The 15,660-nt window shown below is 68.4% G+C and carries 12 protein-coding genes; 6 read left to right on the plus strand and 6 right to left on the minus strand.

The window, feature by feature from the left end:
- The first annotated feature begins 71 nt into the window (after window positions 1-71).
- From FV560_RS18690 to FV560_RS18705, 4 genes are read left to right on the plus strand one after another with little or no spacing between them, the layout of a single operon-like run.
- On the plus strand, window positions 72-1,004 hold the full coding sequence (locus FV560_RS18690; RefSeq protein ID WP_159623261.1) for an ABC transporter permease: 933 nt from the start codon (window positions 72-74) through the stop codon (window positions 1,002-1,004).
- A 13-nt stretch (window positions 1,005-1,017) separates the two neighbouring features.
- Entirely contained in the window at window positions 1,018-2,169 is a 1,152-nt protein-coding gene (locus FV560_RS18695) for an ABC transporter permease (RefSeq protein ID WP_159623263.1), read from the plus strand.
- Window positions 2,170-2,187: 18 nt separating this feature from the next.
- The gene (locus FV560_RS20440; RefSeq protein ID WP_159623265.1) at window positions 2,188-4,413 is read left to right on the plus strand and encodes an ABC transporter ATP-binding protein; all 2,226 of its coding nucleotides are present in this window, start codon (window positions 2,188-2,190) and stop codon (window positions 4,411-4,413) included.
- 29 nt (window positions 4,414-4,442) lie between these two features.
- Window positions 4,443-5,711, plus strand: a complete 1,269-nt coding sequence (locus FV560_RS18705) for a polysaccharide pyruvyl transferase family protein (protein WP_159623267.1) — start codon at window positions 4,443-4,445, stop codon at window positions 5,709-5,711.
- A gap of 18 nt (window positions 5,712-5,729) precedes the next feature.
- Here FV560_RS18705 and FV560_RS18710 read toward each other — a convergent pair whose 3' ends face one another.
- Together FV560_RS18710 and FV560_RS18715 are read right to left on the minus strand one after the other, a co-directional pair.
- Window positions 5,730-6,812: a PLP-dependent cysteine synthase family protein gene (locus tag FV560_RS18710; RefSeq protein WP_159623269.1), complete on the minus strand. Its 1,083-nt coding sequence runs from the start codon at window positions 6,810-6,812 to the stop codon at window positions 5,730-5,732.
- A 15-nt stretch (window positions 6,813-6,827) separates the two neighbouring features.
- Complete coding sequence (locus FV560_RS18715; protein ID WP_159623271.1) at window positions 6,828-8,021, minus strand: ROK family transcriptional regulator; 1,194 nt, start codon at window positions 8,019-8,021, stop codon at window positions 6,828-6,830.
- Window positions 8,022-8,114: 93 nt separating this feature from the next.
- On the opposite strand from FV560_RS18715, the gene xylA reads away from it, so the two are divergent.
- Window positions 8,115-9,296, plus strand: a complete 1,182-nt coding sequence (gene xylA, locus FV560_RS18720; RefSeq protein WP_159623273.1) for a xylose isomerase — start codon at window positions 8,115-8,117, stop codon at window positions 9,294-9,296.
- A gap of 12 nt (window positions 9,297-9,308) precedes the next feature.
- Window positions 9,309-10,802 carry a xylulokinase gene (gene xylB, locus FV560_RS18725; RefSeq protein WP_159623275.1) on the plus strand — a complete coding sequence of 498 codons (1,494 nt, stop codon included), beginning with the start codon at window positions 9,309-9,311 and terminating at the stop codon, window positions 10,800-10,802.
- 27 nt (window positions 10,803-10,829) lie between these two features.
- Here xylB and FV560_RS18730 read toward each other — a convergent pair whose 3' ends face one another.
- The 4 genes from FV560_RS18730 to FV560_RS18745 form a co-directional block, all read right to left on the minus strand.
- On the minus strand, window positions 10,830-11,786 hold the full coding sequence (locus FV560_RS18730; protein WP_159623277.1) for an AEC family transporter: 957 nt from the start codon (window positions 11,784-11,786) through the stop codon (window positions 10,830-10,832).
- Window positions 11,783-12,790, minus strand: coding sequence for a LacI family DNA-binding transcriptional regulator (locus FV560_RS18735; protein WP_235020225.1), 1,008 nt, complete (start codon window positions 12,788-12,790; stop codon window positions 11,783-11,785). The genes FV560_RS18730 and FV560_RS18735 overlap by 4 nt, the downstream gene beginning before the upstream one ends.
- 294 nt (window positions 12,791-13,084) lie before the next feature.
- Entirely contained in the window at window positions 13,085-14,599 is a 1,515-nt protein-coding gene (gene glpK / locus FV560_RS18740; RefSeq protein WP_159623281.1) for a glycerol kinase GlpK, read from the minus strand.
- An 83-nt stretch (window positions 14,600-14,682) separates the two neighbouring features.
- Window positions 14,683-15,435: an MIP/aquaporin family protein gene (locus tag FV560_RS18745; RefSeq protein WP_159623283.1), complete on the minus strand. Its 753-nt coding sequence runs from the start codon at window positions 15,433-15,435 to the stop codon at window positions 14,683-14,685.
- Window positions 15,436-15,660: the final 225 nt, after the last annotated feature.

Consider the following 15,660-nt stretch of genomic DNA (forward strand, 5'->3'; position numbering starts at 1 on the left):
TCCGCGGGGGTGCCGGCAGAGTCCGGCACCTCCGCGGCGTGGACGACCTGAGAGAAGGGTGAGAGAACCCGATGGTGCAGTTCCTGATCCGGCGGATCCTCTACATGATCCCCACACTGTTCCTGATCTCGATCCTCGTGTTCGTGATCATCCAGCTGCCGCCGGGTGACTACCTGAGCACTGTGATCGTGCAGATGGAGGAGAGTGGTCAGTCGGTCGACCAGGCGCAGATCGACTACTTGCGAGAGCGGTACGGGCTCGATCAACCGATCTGGGTGCAGTACTGGCAGTGGATCAGCGGCATCATCTTCCACCTCGACTTCGGCCACTCGTTCGAGTGGGGCCGTGAGGTCTCCGCCCTGATCGCGGACCGGCTGCCGCTCACGATCGGCATCGCCCTCATCACCATCGTGTTCACCTGGGCGATGGCCCTTCCGATCGGTGTCTACTCGGCCGTCAAGCAGTACTCGGCCGGTGACTACGTCTTCACGACTATCGGCTTCCTCGGCGTCGCGACTCCGAACTTCCTGTTGGCCCTGGTCATGATGTGGGCCGCGGCCGGCTTGGGGCTGAGCGTCGGTGGTGCCTCGCCCGCGATGATCGTGGTCGCCGTGGTGGTGCTCGGCACGGCCGGCACTGCCGGTCTCATCCGCGTGATGCGAGCCAACCTGCTGGACGAGCTGAAGAAGCCGTACGTGGTGGCGGCCAGAGCCCGGGGCATTCCGCAGCGCAAGCGCCTCATCAAGTATCCCGTGCGCGTGGCACTCAACCCGTTCGTCTCCTCGATCGGGTGGCTGCTTCCCACGTTGATCTCCGGCGAGGTCATCGTCTCCACCGTGATGAACCTCCACACCACCGGACCACTGCTGCTGCAGTCGCTGCGCGGTCAGGACATGTACCTGGCGGGATCGATCATCCTGATCTCCGCCGTGCTCACGGTCGTCGGAACGCTGCTGTCGGACCTCGCGTTGGCGTGGCTCGATCCGCGAATCCGGATCAACTGAGGGAGCGAGACAGATGTCATCACAGAGCACCTCGATCAAACCGCTCCCGAGCGAGCCGGACGATCAGAGCGCAGACTCCTACGCCGCAGCCTCGCGCTGGCGCCTGGTGTGGCGGCGATTCCGCAGACACAAGCTCGCCATGGTGGGCCTGGTCGTCACGATCTTGGTCTACGTCATCGCGGTCTTCGGGGAGGTGATCGCTCCGTACAGCAACAGCCACCTCAACGCCGACTATGCCTACGCGCCGCCGCAGCAACTCCAGATCGTCGACACCTCGGGCGATTCCTGGGACTGGGGCCTGCATGTGCACGGCTACACGATGGAGCGCGACCCCGAGACCCTCGAGCAGGAGTTCACGACTGACCCGGACAACCAGGTGCCGGTGGGGTTCTTCGTGCAGGGTGAGCAGTACGAGCTGCTCGGCCTGATCCCCTGGGATCGCCACCTGATCGGCCCGGTCGCCAGCGACACTCCGATGTACCTGCTCGGAGCCGACCAACTCGGACGCGATCAGCTCTCCCGCATCATCCACGGCACCCGGATCTCGATGTCGGTCGGCCTCGTCGGCGTCGGGATGGGCTTCGTGCTCGGCATCCTGCTCGGCGGCATCTCGGGATACTTCGGCGGCCGGGTCGACACGATCATCCAACGTGCCGTCGAGCTGTTCATGTCACTGCCCACGCTGCCGCTCTGGCTCGGTCTGGCGGCCGCCGTCCCCCGGGAGTGGGGCAGTGTGGAGAGATACTTCGCGATCACGCTCGTGCTGTCGCTGGTCGCGTGGACCGGTCTGGCCAGAGACGTGCGCGGCAGGTTCCTCGCGTTGCGCGAGGAGGACTTCGTGACGTCGGCGCGCCTGGACGGGACAGGAGAGCCCCGGATCATCTTCGGCCACATCCTGCCCTCCTTCACCAGCCACCTGATCGCGACGCTGACACTGGCGATTCCGTCGATGATCCTCGCCGAGACCGCACTGTCGTTCCTCGGCCTCGGGCTGCAACCACCGACCGTGTCGTGGGGTGTGCTCTTGCAGGAGGCCCAGAACATCCGCGTGATCTCGACGGCTCCGTGGCTCCTGCTGCCGGGTGCCGCCGTCGTGATCGCCGTCCTCGCCATGAACTTTCTCGGCGACGGTCTGCGCGATGCCGCCGACCCCTACAAGCACTGACAAGGGAGCGCCCCGCACATGACCTCCACCACCCGAGCGGACCAGCCCGCCGTATCCGAGGGTGCCCGTGTCGCAGGAGAACCGGGCGGCGAGCGCCAGGCCGTCCTGACCATCCGCGACCTCAAGACGCAGTATCGAACCGACGAGGGCACTGTGAAGGCGGTTGACGGCGTCGATCTCACCGCCTATCGCGGCCAGACCACCTGCGTGGTCGGGGAGTCCGGCTGCGGCAAGTCCGTGACGGCGCGGTCGATCCTGCAGTTGATCGACCACCCGGGAAAGATCACCGGCGGGCGCATCATGTGGCAGCCGGACCCCGCAACCGAGGCCGTCGACCTGACCCAATTGGACGAGGACGGTGAGCGGCTGCGCCGTGTGCGCGGCGGCGAGATCGGCATGGTCTTCCAGGAGCCGATGGCCTCCCTGTCGCCGATGTACACGGTCGGCTCGCATCTGATGGAGACCATTCAGCTGCACTCCGATCTCAATGAGGCCGATGCGAAAGACCGGGCCATCTATGAGCTCAAGCGGGTGGGGATCCCGCAGCCGGAGCGGCGCTTCGACAACTATCCGTTCCAGCTCTCCGGTGGCATGTGCCAGCGCGTGATGATTGCGCTTGCGCTCTCGTGCGACCCCTCGCTGCTGATCGCCGATGAACCGACCACGGCGCTCGACGTCACCACCCAGGCACGCATCCTCGACCTCCTCCACGAGCTCCAGGCCGAGACCGGGATGTCGATGCTGTTCATCACCCACGATCTCGGGGTCGTGGCGGAGATCGCGGACGACGTCTCGGTGATGTATCTCGGCAAGGTCGTCGAGAGGGCAGGCGTGGTCGATCTGTTCGAGAACCCGCAGCATCCCTACACCCAAGCCCTGCTGGAGTCGATCCCGAGCCGGGACCACGACGGTCACAGGCTCGACCGGCTCCGTGCCATCAGCGGTACGGTGCCGCACCCTGCCCAACGTCCTCCCGGGTGCTCCTTCCACCCGCGCTGTCCGCACGCGATGGCGGGGACCTGCGATGTCGACGAGCCCCCGGTGCTCGATCTCGGTGATGACCGGATCGCACCTTGTCACCTGCACAACCCGGAGACCAGCGGAGGCGGTCGGCCGCTGCCGATGCTGCCCGTCCCGCCTGTTCCGGAAGCCCGAGAAACCCCAGAAGTCCGGGAACAAACCCCCATGCCCGCGAGCAAGCAGCCGATGCTGAGTGTGCGGGACCTGACGGTGGAGTTCCCGATCCGCAAGGGCTTCTGGAAGCGCACGGTCGGGCACGTCGGTGCCGTCAGCAGCGTCGATCTCGATATCTATCCCGGTGAGACCCTCGGGCTCGTCGGTGAGTCCGGGTGTGGCAAGACCACACTCGGCCGCAGCATCGTCCGCGCGCTGGCGCCCACGCGAGGATCGATCGCCTACCGCGCACCAGGATCGGACAGCGAGGTCGACCTCGCCGATCTCAGCGGACGCGAGCTGCGGCCCTACCGCAGCGATGTCCGCATGATCTTCCAGGACCCCTTCACCTCGCTCAACCCGCGCAAGACCCTGCTGCAACTGATCGGCGAACCGCTGCAGCGGGCCGGTTCCCGCAACCGTCCACCGGCTGGAAAGGACGTCGCCGACAGCACCATCCAGGACCAGGTGGCCGACATGCTCGCCAAGGTCGGCCTGCGCCCCGAGTACATGCGCCGTTACCCACACGCCTTCTCGGGTGGCCAGCGCCAGCGCGTCAACATCGCGCGCGCACTCATCACCCGGCCCAGCCTGGTCGTCGCCGACGAAGCAGTCTCCGCCCTCGACGTCTCCGTGCGCGCACAGATCCTGAACCTCCTCAAGGACCTGCAGGAGGAGTTCCAGCTGACGTATCTGTTCATCTCCCACGACCTGTCCGTCGTCGAGCATGTCTGCGATCGCGTCGCCGTCATGTATCTCGGCCAGGTGGTCGAGCAGGCAGACACCGGATCGCTCTTCGATCAGCCGCAGCACCCCTACACCGAGGCGTTGCTGTCAGCCGTGCCGCAGCCCGATCCGCACCAACGAGGCGGCGGCAGACGCATCCGCCTACCGGACGACCTGCCCGACCCGACCAACCCGCCGCCCGGGTGCCGTTTCCATACCCGCTGCCGGTTCGCCGTCGAAGGGCTCTGCGACCGGGGCGACGCGCCGCCGGTGCTCCAGGAGGAGACGGGGCACGCCGTCGCATGCCTGCGCGCCGAGGAGATCGAACTGCAGGGCCGCCACTGATGCCCCCAACCCGAGAGGAAGAGACCGAGATGACGATCCAGGACCCTGGACCGGGCCGTACCGTGCTGCTGCGCGCAGGATGGCAGGTCGACAATGTGGGCGATGTCGCTCACGTGCCCGGAACGATCCGCGCCCTGCAGGAGTACGGCGGGGCCGAGGTGATCGTCTGGGCCCTGGACTTCCGTGCTCGGGAGAAGGAGCTACTCGCCGCGATCTACCCGCAGGTGCAGATCGTCGAGGGGGCGGTGTCCGACAATGGAGTGCCCACGGATCCGGACGTGCTCGCCGCGTGGGAGCGTGCGGACGTGCTGGTCCACGGCCCTGGTGCATCGCCCATGCTGGCGGGTGAGATCGACGCCTGGGTCGCGCACACCGGCAAGCCCTACGGCTACTTCGGCGTCACAGCGGACCCGGTCTGCCCGCCGACGTGGGCGACCCTCGCCGAGATCGACCAGATGATCGATTCGCTCCTCGAGGACTACATGAGCGAGGACATGCGGACGCGCCTGGAAGGTGCCGAGTTCTTCTACACCCGCGACTCGCTCAGCCTGAAATACCTGCGGAGTCAGAGGCTGCACGGGGTGAGGCCGGAGTTCGGCCCGGATGCGACATTCGCGTTCACGTATCGCGATGACGCCAAGGCGGAGGCGTTCCTCGAACAGTTCGACCTCACCGAACGGCAGTTCGGGTGTTTCGTCCCGCGGCTGCGGTACGCGCCGTATCCGCAGATCAAGGGCCGCCACCCCACGTCGGAGCAGCAGCGCCGCGCGGCCCTCAACGAGCTGACCTGGCGCGAGGATCTGGATGCGTTCGCGGCCGTCGTGACCGAGTGGGTGCGTTCGACCGATACCCCCGCAGTGGTCGTACCCGAGATGAGCTACGTGCACGAGTTCGCGCTCGCGCACCTGCCCGAACGTCTCCCCGACGATGTCCGCGACCGCGTGCACATCCTGGATCGCTACTGGCCGTTGGAGGAGATGTCCGGCGTCTACGCCCGCGCCTCGGTCGTGGTGAGCATGGATTGCCACTCACCGATCATCGCGGCCGCGCAGGGAACGCCGACCTTCTACCTGCGCCTGCCGACCGAGACCGCCAAGGGGCACATGTATGCCGACCTGGGCGATCCGGAGATGGTGGTCGAGATCAACGATGCCCCGCGTGCGGCACAGCTCGCGATCGCGGCACACCGCGACTGGGACGCGGCGTCTCGTCGCGCGACCGCACTCGTGGAGACCGCCAACGCGCACCTACGGCAGATGGGGGCCGCCGTCGCCGCGCGTACCCCTGCCCTCACCTGAGGTACGTGCTGCGCTGCCTCAGCCCAGCGCGCCCCCGGCGAAGAAGCGTTCCAGGCGCTCGCGGTAGGGCGCGGGGTCGATTCCCTGGCCGGCGAGCCAGGTGTCGTCGTAGTAGGTGGAGCCGTACAGGTCACCGGAATCGCAGATGAGGCTGACGATGCTGCCCGGCTCGCCGGCGTCGCGCATCTGCTCCACCAGGGTCCACACGCCCCACAGGCAAGTGCCGGTCGAGGCTCCCGCCCGGCGGCGGAACACCTCGTCCAGGTGGTGCATGGCAGCGACGCTGGCCGCGTCGGGTACCGGGATCATCGTGTCGATCACCGACGGGACGAAGCTGGCCTCCATGCGGGGCCGGCCGATGCCTTCGATCCGGGACGGCATCCCGGTGGTGTAGTCCGAGACTCCGTCGCACCATCCTGGGTAGTAGGCGGAGTTCTCGGGGTCCACGACCGCCAGCCGGGTGGGAAAGCGGCGGTAGCGCAGGTAGCGCCCGATCGTCGACGACGTCCCTCCAGTTCCCGCGGCTGCCACGACCCAGGTGGGCACCGGATGCCGTTCGGCGCTCATCTGTTCGAAGATCGACTCGGCGATGTTGTTGTTGCCGCGCCAGTCGGTGGCGCGCTCGGCGTAGGTGAACTGGTCCAGATAGCACCCGCCGCTCACCTCGGCGAGTCGTTCGGCCTCGGCGTAGATGTCGGGTGCGGCGTCGACGAAGTGGCACCGGCCGCCGTAGGCCTCGATCCGCTCGACCTTGGTGGAGGAGGTGGAGCGGGGCATCACCGCGATGTAGTCGAGGCCGAGCATGCGGGCGAAGTAGGCCTCGGAGACGGCGGTGTTCCCGCTCGTCGCCTCGATCACCGTCGTGTGCTCGTTCAGCCAGCCGTTCGCGAGCGCGTAGAGGAACAGCGACCGTGCGAGCCGGTGCTTCAGGCTGCCGGTGGGGTGGACCGACTCGTCCTTGAGGTAGACGTCGATGCCCCAGTCCTGCGGGAGTTGGAGCTGGTGCAGGTGGGTATCGGCCGATCGCTGCGCGTCCGCTTGGACCCGCCGGATCGCTTCATCGCACCAGGTGCGCTCGGATCGTGAGTCGGTGCGTGCCATGGCGTCAGTCTGCCGTCAGTCGGCCCTCACCCGCGAGAGCCACGCACTCGGGTCGTCCACGACGGGCGCGAGGGCCGCCCGCGCGGCACCGGTGAGTGCCGGGTGTGCCAGCGGTGCCGCAGTCCGTAGCTGCGGTGGGGCCCATCGTGCCGCCAGAACGCGGGTCCCGAGTTCCGCCTCGATCCCCGGCCGGAGGGCCTCGGTGAGCTGGGCGAGAGTGTTCCCGAGGACGATCGTGGGCACGTCCACGAGGTTCACGAACGCCGCCAGAGCTTGGCCCAGGGCTGTCGCGGCACGCTCGACGGCGGCCCTCGCCTGAGCCTCCCCGGTCACCAACCGTTCGGCGAGCTCCGCCATGCTCGCGCCAGGGAGCCCGGCTGCTTCGAGAAGCGCATCCGTACCGGCCACCGTCTCCAGGCATCCGGTGGCGCCGCAGCGGCACCGGTGCCCGCCCGGATCGACCATGAGGTGACCGAGCTCTGCCCCGAAGCCGTGCACACCGGTGACGATCTCACCATCGCGCACGATCGCCGCACCGATCCCCACCTCTCCCGAGACATACAGGAACGAGGCAGCGGGGTCGGTCGCGAGCTCGGCGAGCGCGGCGAGCCGCGCCTCGTTCCCCAGTGTGACCGGCCCCAGTTCCGGCGCGGCCCTGATGAGGACATCCGCCGGGTCGAGGTCGTGCCAGTCCAGGTTGGGCGCGGTCAGCAACCGGTTCTCACGTACCAGTCCGGGCAGGGCCAGCCCGGTGCCCGCGGTCGGTACGTCCGGTGCGGACTCGAGGGTCTGCCGGCCCAGGTGCGCAGCGAGGCCCAGGATCTCGTCCGGAGCGGAGTCGCGGAAGTGGCCGGGGGTCATCCGTTCGGCGACCACCCGTCCAGCGAGATCGACCAGCCGCGCACCTACGAAGTCGATGTTGATCTCCAGCCCGAGGCCGGCGACCGTTCCAGCAGCGGGTCGCAGGGGAGTGGCGGGTCGCCCCGCACCGGCGGCGACAGGATCGTCCTCACTGAGCAGACCACCGGCAACCAGTTCCGCCACGAGCCGGGAGACGGTGGCGCGGTTGAGCCCGGTGCGTGCGGCCACATCGGCACGCGAGGGCGGTTCCGGGGCGAGCAGGACGGTGCGCGCCACCAGCGCGAGATTGTGTTCTCGCAGGCTCTCCTGGCGCGCTGCGCGCCGCGGCCGGTCAGGATATCCGTCCATGACTGTTGACCTTAGCCGAAACAAGCGGATAAGTTGTGCAGCGCAACAAACAATGACAGACCATCATCTTCCTGCTGCGACGAGGAGCCCGCCATGGCGCGCACGCCAACCCCTGATGACAAGTTCTCCTTCGGACTGTGGACCGTGGGCTGGGCTGCCCAGGACCAGTTCGGTCAGGCCACCCGCCCGGCGCTGGACCCCACCGAATACCTGCCCCATCTCGCCGAGGCCGGTGCCTGGGGTGTCACCTTCCACGACGACGACGTCGTGCCTTTCGGTGCTGACGACGCCACTCGCGAGAAGGGCTTCGCCGACTTCAAGAAGGCCGCCGACGCCGCTGGGCTGACCATCGAGATGGTGACGACCAATCTCTTCTCTCACCCGGTGTTCAAGGACGGCGGCTTCACCGCGAACGACCGCTCCGTGCGCCGGTTCGGCCTGCGCAAGGTGATCCGCAATGTCGACCTCGCCGCCTCGCTCGGCGCCACCACGTTCGTGATGTGGGGCGGTCGCGAGGGAAGCGAGTACGACGGCGCGAAGGACGTCAACGCCGCCCTCGACCGTTACCGCGAGGGTGTGGACACCGTCGCCGCCTACATCAAGGACCAGGGTTACGACCTGAAGATCGCCCTGGAGCCCAAGCCGAACGAGCCCCGCGGGGACATCCTGCTGCCGACTGTCGGCCACGCACTGGGCTTCATCGCCGAGCTCGAGCACGGTGACATCGTCGGCCTCAACCCCGAGACCGGGCACGAGCAGATGGCCGGGCTGAACTACACGCACGGTATCGCCCAGGCGCTGTGGGCCGGCAAGCTCTTCCACATCGACCTCAACGGCCAGCGCTCCATCAAGTATGACCAGGACCTCGTGTTCGGCCACGGCGATCTGCTCTCGGCCTTCTTCACGGTGGACCTCATCGAGAACGGCTTCCCCGGAGGTGGACCCACCTACGACGGTCCGCGCCACTTCGACTACAAGCCCTCCCGCACTGAGGGCTTCGAGGGAGTCTGGGATTCGGCCCGGGCCAACATGGAGACGTACCTGCTGCTGGCGGAGAAGGCCAGGGCCTACCGCGCCGACCCCGAGGTGCAGGCGGCCCTGGAGTCCTCCGGCGTGTTCGAGCTCGCCCAGCCGACGCTGGCTGAGGGGGAGAGCCTGGCCGACCTACTGGCCGACCGCGCCGCCTTCGAGGACTTCGACGCCGACGCTTCCGGTGAGCGCAACGCCGGCTTCGTCCGTCTCAACCAGTTGGCGATCCGGCACCTGATCGGATGAACTAGGAGCATGATGACCTCGACGTCGCCCGAGCAGCCGTCCGACCAGACCACTGGCTCCCTTGCAGGTCGCCTCGTCGCAGGGATCGACTCCTCGACCCAGTCCTGCAAGGTGGTCATCCGGGACGCCGAGACCGGGGCGCTCAAGCGCTTCGGCTCGGCGCCGCACCCGGATGGCACCGAGGTGGACCCCGAGGCGTGGTGGGACGCCCTCCAGGTCGCACTCTCCGCCGCCGGCGGTCTCGACGACGTCGCTGCCGTGGCCGTAGGCGGGCAGCAGCACGGCATGGTCGCCCTGGATGCCGATGGGGACGTGGTCCGCCCGGCGCTGTTGTGGAACGACACCCGCAGCGCCGGGGCCGCCACCGACCTCATCGACGAACTGGGCGAGGGTGATGCCGAGGCGGGAGCGCGCGCCTGGGCCGAGCAGGTGGGCGTCGTGCCGGTGGCCTCGTTCACGATCACCAAGCTGCGCTGGCTCGCCCAGCATGAACCCGAGAACGCCGCCAAGGTCGCCGCCGTGGCGCTTCCCCACGACTGGCTCACGTGGCGGCTCGCCGGTGACGGGCCCGGGAGTCGTGCGGGCGAGAACAGCGTGGAGCGTCTCACCACGGACCGCTCCGACGCCTCCGGCACCGGCTATTTCGACGCGGCCAGCGGTGAGTACAGGTTCGACCTGCTCGAGCGTGCCTTCGGTCGCCGTATCGGTGTGCCCCAGGTGGTGGCTCCCGGGGCCGTCGCACGGACCACCGACACCTTCGTACTTGGGGCCGGGGCGGGGGACAACGCTGGTGCCGCACTGGGGCTCGGCATGGGGGCCGGCGACGTCGCGATCTCGATCGGCACCTCGGGTGTGGTGAGCGCCGTCAGCGACGCGTCGGTGTCCGACCCGGAAGGCCTGGTGGCTGGCTTCGCCGACGCCACCGGCCGCTACCTGCCCTTGGCCTGCACCCTCAACGGCAGCCGCGTCTTCGACGCCGTCGGACGCCTCCTCGGCGTGGACCACCAGGAGTTTGCCGAGCTCGCTCTCTCCGCTCCCGCGGGTGCCGATGGGCTCACATTCGTGCCCTACCTCGAAGGTGAGCGCACCCCGAACAAGCCCGATGCGAGCGGCGCCCTGCACGGGGTGCGCCTCGGGAACACGACCCCCGCGCACCTGGCGAGGGCCGCCGTCGAGGGGGTGTTGTGCTCCCTGGCCGACGGGCTGGGTGCGCTGCAGGCGCAGGGCGTGCCGGTCGAGCGGGTGCTGCTGATCGGTGGTGCCGCGCAGTCGGAGGCGGTGCGACAGATCGCCCCCGCGGTGCTCGGAGTGCCGGTGACCGTGCCCAAGCCGGGGGAGTATGTGGCCGACGGCGCCGCTCGCCAGGCCGCATGGGCGCTCTCCGGTGCTGATCAGCCGCCCGAGTGGGGCCTGGCCGGCGCGAAGGAGTTCGACGTGCCCGCCGAGCGGGACGCCTCCCTGGCCGACCGGTACGCGCAGGCGCGGGAGATGACCTTCGGGGCCTGAGCTGTTGCCCGCTGGACGTCGCGGGCGTCAGTGCAGCAACGCCACCACACCCACCAGCAACGGGACCGACAGCGCCGTGGTGATCACCTGCGCGTCACGGGCGATCCGCAACCCGCGGTCGAACTGCAGCGCATAGACCAAGACGTTCTGCGCCGTCGGGAGGGCAGCCATCAGCACCACGCCCAGCATGTGTTCCTCGTCGACCCCCAGGGCGTTGGCCACGGCGAATGTCAGGGCGGGGTGGACCACGGCACGCAGCGTGGCCACGATCGACACATCCACCCAGTGACCGCGTGACCCAGCCTCGCGCGCCTCGGGCGGTGCGGCTGGATCGGTCCCGGGCGTCTGGCCGCGTCGTTTCGGCGCGAAGGACATCCCGAGCGTCAGCAGTGCCAGCGGCGCGGCGGTCGTGCCCACCAGACGCAACGGTTGCAGCACCGCATCGGGCGGGGTCCACGGCACCACGGCCAGTGTCAGGCCGATGAGCGCCCCGATCGTCAGCGGACTGCGCAGCGGACGTAGCAGCAGCTCGCGGCGGCTGGCCCCGGCCGTGTCCAGCACCGCGTAGGCGACCGGGGCCAGCACGAGCAGCTGCATGAGCATCGTGGGCACCACGGCCAGGGCGTCGGCGAGCACATAGATCGCCACCGGGATGCCGATGTTGCCGGCGTTGACGTAGCTGGCGGCGAGGCTGGCCACCGTGGTCTGCCCCCGGCCGCGCCGTAGCAGCACGCCGAAGATCACGACGGCGGCCGTCGCCACGGTGAGTGTGCTCACCCAGGTGGTGGCGGCCGTGCGGGTGAGCAGCAGGGCCAGATCGGCCTCGCCGATGGTGGTGATCAGCAGAGACGGTGTGGCGAGGGCAAAAACCAGGCGCGCGAGCACCTGTTGGGCACCCTCACCGAGCACGCGGAAGGTGGCCAGCACCCAGCCGGCGAACGCGATGACCGCCATGGTGGCGAGTGCGGAGAGGACGGCACTCACGAGGGGCTTCCGGTGCTGGTGCGCACGATCAGGCGTGGCCGGAAGTACTGGGTGTGCGGTGCTGCTCGCTCCCCCTGGCCCGTCAGCAACTCGTGCAGGTGGCTCCACGCCTGCAGTCCCAGCTCCGCCTGGGGGACCGACATCGTCGTCAGCGAGGGGCGTGCGTAGCGGGCGAAGTCGATATCGTCGAAACCGGCGACCGACAACTCACCCGGCACCATCACCCCGGCCTCATCCAGCTTGCCGAGCAGTCCGAAGGCGACGAGATCGTTGAAGGCGATCACCGCCGTCGCACCGGACCCGAGCACGGCGTCCACCGCGCGGTACCCGTCGTCGATCATCGATCCACACGGTAGGTGATCAACCACCACCTCCTGGTGCTCGGCCTGCCACTGGCGCAATCCGGCCAGGCGTGCGGCGTTGGAGGCGCTCTCGGCCGGCCCTGCGAGGTAGAGCAGCCGGCGGTGGCCCAGCTCGAGCAGGTGATCGGCGACGGCCCGGATGCCGTGCACGTAGTCGACGGTGAGCGTGGGGACGTTCGATCCGGTCAGCTCCCGGTTGACCAGGACCACCGGCCGGGTGGCCCCGAGCACCTGCACCAGCTCGGCTTCCGGCATCCGCGGTGAGCACAGGATGAGGGCGTCGCAGCGGCGCCGGGCCTCGATCGCGAGCTCGGCCTCCCGCTGTGGCTCCTCGATGCTGTCGGCGACCAGGATCCGGTACCCGGACCGGCGCGCGGCCTGGTTCGCCCCGCGCAGCACCTGCTGGAACATGGGGTTCCCGAGATCGGGCACCAGCAGGCCCACTGTCTGGGTGCGGCCGAGAGAGAGACTGCGTGCCACGCGGCTGGGCGAGTAGTTCAGCCGGGCGGCCACCTCACGTACCCGGGCGGCGAGTTGCGGGTCGACAGTGGCGCGGTCGTTCATCACCCGGGAGACGGTCGCCCGGGAGACCCCGGCCTGACGCGCCACCTCCGCGATGGTCGGGGCGCCGTCGCTGCTCACGTGTTGTCCTGCCCCCGAGTTGTCGGTGTGCTGTGTGCCACCCATCCTACGGAGAAACCGGTTGCTCATGCGACTACGTGCCAGATCTCGGGGTATCCGCGCCCCGTGCACACCTCCGACCGCGCTGCAGTGACCGGATCGACACGGGTGCGTGTGGGCCGGCAGCCTGTTGCCGCAGACTACGTATCCGTGCCTCTCCGGCCAGCGGACCTCCTCGGACAGCCGCATACGACGGCGCCCGGCCAGCCCCAGAAGGGCTGACCGGGCGCCGGCTGGTGATCTCGGGGGTGCTGCTTACTCGCTGTCGACGTCCACCCAGTCGAAGGACTTGGTGACGGCCTTCTTCCAGAGCCGGTAGGTGCGCTCGCGGTCGTCGGCGTCCATCTGCGGCTCCCAGCGCTGCCCCTCGGCCCAGTTGTCGGTCACATCCTGCTGACCGGACCAGAACCCGACGGCGATCCCGGCTGCGTAGGCAGCTCCGAGGGCCGTGGTCTCGGCGATCTTCGGGCGCACCACCGGCACACCGAGGATGTCGGCCTGAAACTGCATGAGCGTCTCGTTGGCGATCATGCCGCCGTCGACCTTCAACTCGGTCAGATCGACCCCGGAGTCGGCGTTCATGGCGTCGAGCACCTCGCGCGTCTGGAAGGCCGTCGCCTCCAGGGCGGCGCGCGCGATGTGGCCCTTGTTCACGAAGCGGGTCAGACCCACCAGCACGCCTCGGGCGTCACCGCGCCAGTACGGCGCGAACAGCCCGGAGAACGCCGGCACGAAGTAGGCGCCGCCGTTGTCCTCGACCGTCTTGGCGAGGTCCTCGACCTCGGGTGCGGAGGAGATCAGGCCCAGGTTGTCCCGCAACCACTGGATCAGCGAACCGGTGACGGCGATCGAGCCCTCGAGTGCATAGATCGGCTTGGCGTCGCCGATCTTGTAGGCCACCGTGGTCAGTAGGCCGTTCTCCGAGGGAACGATCTCCTCGCCGGTGTTGATGAGCATGAAGTTGCCGGTGCCGTAGGTGTTCTTGGCCATCCCGACCTCGAAGCAGGCCTGACCGAACGTGGCGGCCTGCTGGTCGCCGAGGATGCCGGCGATCGGGATGCCCGGGATCATGCCCTTCGGGCGTCCCTCTCCGTACACCTCGGAGGAGGACTTGATGGTCGGCAGCATCGACAACGGGATGCCCATGTCCGAGGCCACGCCCTCGTGCCAGTCGAGCGTGGTCAGGTCCATGAGCATGGTGCGGGAGGCGTTCGTGACGTCGGTGATGTGCCGACCACCGTCGGTGCCGCCGGTCATGTTCCACAGCAGCCAGGTGTCGGTGTTGCCGAACAGCAGGTCACCAGCTTCGGCCTTGGCGCGCGCACCCTCGACGTTGTCGAGGATCCACTTCACCTTCGGGCCGGAGAAGTAGGTGGCCAGCGGGAGGCCGCAGATCGCCTTGTACTTCTCGGCGCCTTCGTCGCCGGCGAGCTCGTCGGCGATCTTCTGGGTGCGGGTGTCCTGCCAGACGATCGCGTTGTAGACCGGCTCACCGGTGTTCTTGTCCCACACGACTGTGGTCTCGCGCTGGTTTGTGATGCCGACGGCGGCGAGATCGGTGGAGGTGATGTTTGCCCGGGTGAGGGCCAGGCCCACCACCTCGCGGGTGTTGCGCCAGATCTCCATCGGGTCGTGCTCGACCCATCCCGCCTTCGGGAAGATCTGCTCGTGTTCGAGTTGACCGGTCTCGACGATTTCGCCGGCGTGGTTGAAGACGATCGCCCGGGTGCTCGTGGTGCCCTGGTCGATTGCGAGGACGTAGTCCGCCATGATGCTCCTTCGGTGGTGGGGTGTCCGCAGTGTGCGGACCGTTCATGAGCGGTGCGGCGCTCGCCGCCGCACCGGTGGTGTGCTCAGACGAAGACCGCGGTAGCCACGAGGCCACCGAGCACGCCGCCGATGATCGGACCGACCACCGGGACCCAGGCGTAGCTCCAGTCGCTGCCGCCCTTGCCCTTGATCGGCAGGAGTGCGTGCGCGATGCGCGGACCCAGGTCACGTGCGGGGTTGATGGCGTAGCCGGTCGGGCCACCGAGGCTGGCGCCGATGCCGACCACCAGCAGGGCCACGGCCAGCGGGCCGAGCTGTCCAGCGGCGGTACTGGCGTTCTCGCCGGCCCAGCCGAAGGAGATCACGACGAACACCAGCACGAAGGTGCCGATCACCTCGGTCACGACGTTCCAGCCGTAGGAGCGCATTGCCGGGCCCGTGGAGAAGACCCCGAGCTTGGTGGGACCGTCGCTGTCGGCATCGAAGTGGGTCTTGTAGGCAAGCCAGCAGAACACCGCACCGAGGAATGCGCCCGCCATTTGAGCGAGGATGTAGATGAGCGTGTTGGAGGCGGTGACCGGGATGCCGTCGGCGAAGTTCTCGGCGCCGTTGGCGATGAGCCCGATCGTCACTGCGGGGTTGATGTGGGCTCCGCTGGAGATGGCGACGAAGACACCGGCGAAGACGCCGAGGCCCCAGCCGAAGTTGACCATCAGGAAGCCGCCACCATTGCCCTTGGTACTGGGTAGTGCGGCGTTGGCGACCACGCCGCAGCCGAGCAACGTCAGCATCATGGTCCCGAACAACTCCGGGACGAAGATCGCGGAAAAGTTCACGATCACACTCTCTTTCTCATCAGGAGTAGGACGCGGCGCGTTGGTTCGAAGCGCCGCTCGCACGTCTCTGGGCGTGGTTGGTGCCTGGTTGTGATCTCCGACGTCGGAGCCCGACCTTGCGTAGGCACGTCACCTCTCCCCTTCGAGCCGTGTGATCGAGGTGGCCGCACCGAGTGTGGCGGAGCCCCTCTGGCCGCCATGCTTGCTCGCAGCGCACGAGTGCGC

This window comes from Ruania rhizosphaerae (assembly GCF_009805705.1).
Taxonomy (GTDB): domain Bacteria; phylum Actinomycetota; class Actinomycetes; order Actinomycetales; family Beutenbergiaceae; genus Ruania; species Ruania rhizosphaerae.

Bases quoted from the DNA above. Each gene is read 5' to 3' on its own strand.
- FV560_RS18690 (WP_159623261.1), top strand. From the start codon at position 72: ATGGTGCAGTTCCTGATCCGGCGGATCCTCTACATGATCCCCACACTG.
- FV560_RS18695 (WP_159623263.1), top strand. From the start codon at position 1,018: ATGTCATCACAGAGCACCTCGATCAAACCGCTCCCGAGCGAGCCGGAC.
- FV560_RS20440 (WP_159623265.1), top strand. From the start codon at position 2,188: ATGACCTCCACCACCCGAGCGGACCAGCCCGCCGTATCCGAGGGTGCC.
- FV560_RS18705 (WP_159623267.1), top strand. From the start codon at position 4,443: ATGACGATCCAGGACCCTGGACCGGGCCGTACCGTGCTGCTGCGCGCA.
- FV560_RS18710 (WP_159623269.1), bottom strand. From the start codon at position 6,812: ATGGCACGCACCGACTCACGATCCGAGCGCACCTGGTGCGATGAAGCG.
- FV560_RS18715 (WP_159623271.1), bottom strand. From the start codon at position 8,021: ATGGACGGATATCCTGACCGGCCGCGGCGCGCAGCGCGCCAGGAGAGC.
- xylA (WP_159623273.1), top strand. From the start codon at position 8,115: ATGGCGCGCACGCCAACCCCTGATGACAAGTTCTCCTTCGGACTGTGG.
- xylB (WP_159623275.1), top strand. From the start codon at position 9,309: ATGACCTCGACGTCGCCCGAGCAGCCGTCCGACCAGACCACTGGCTCC.
- glpK (WP_159623281.1), bottom strand. From the start codon at position 14,599: ATGGCGGACTACGTCCTCGCAATCGACCAGGGCACCACGAGCACCCGG.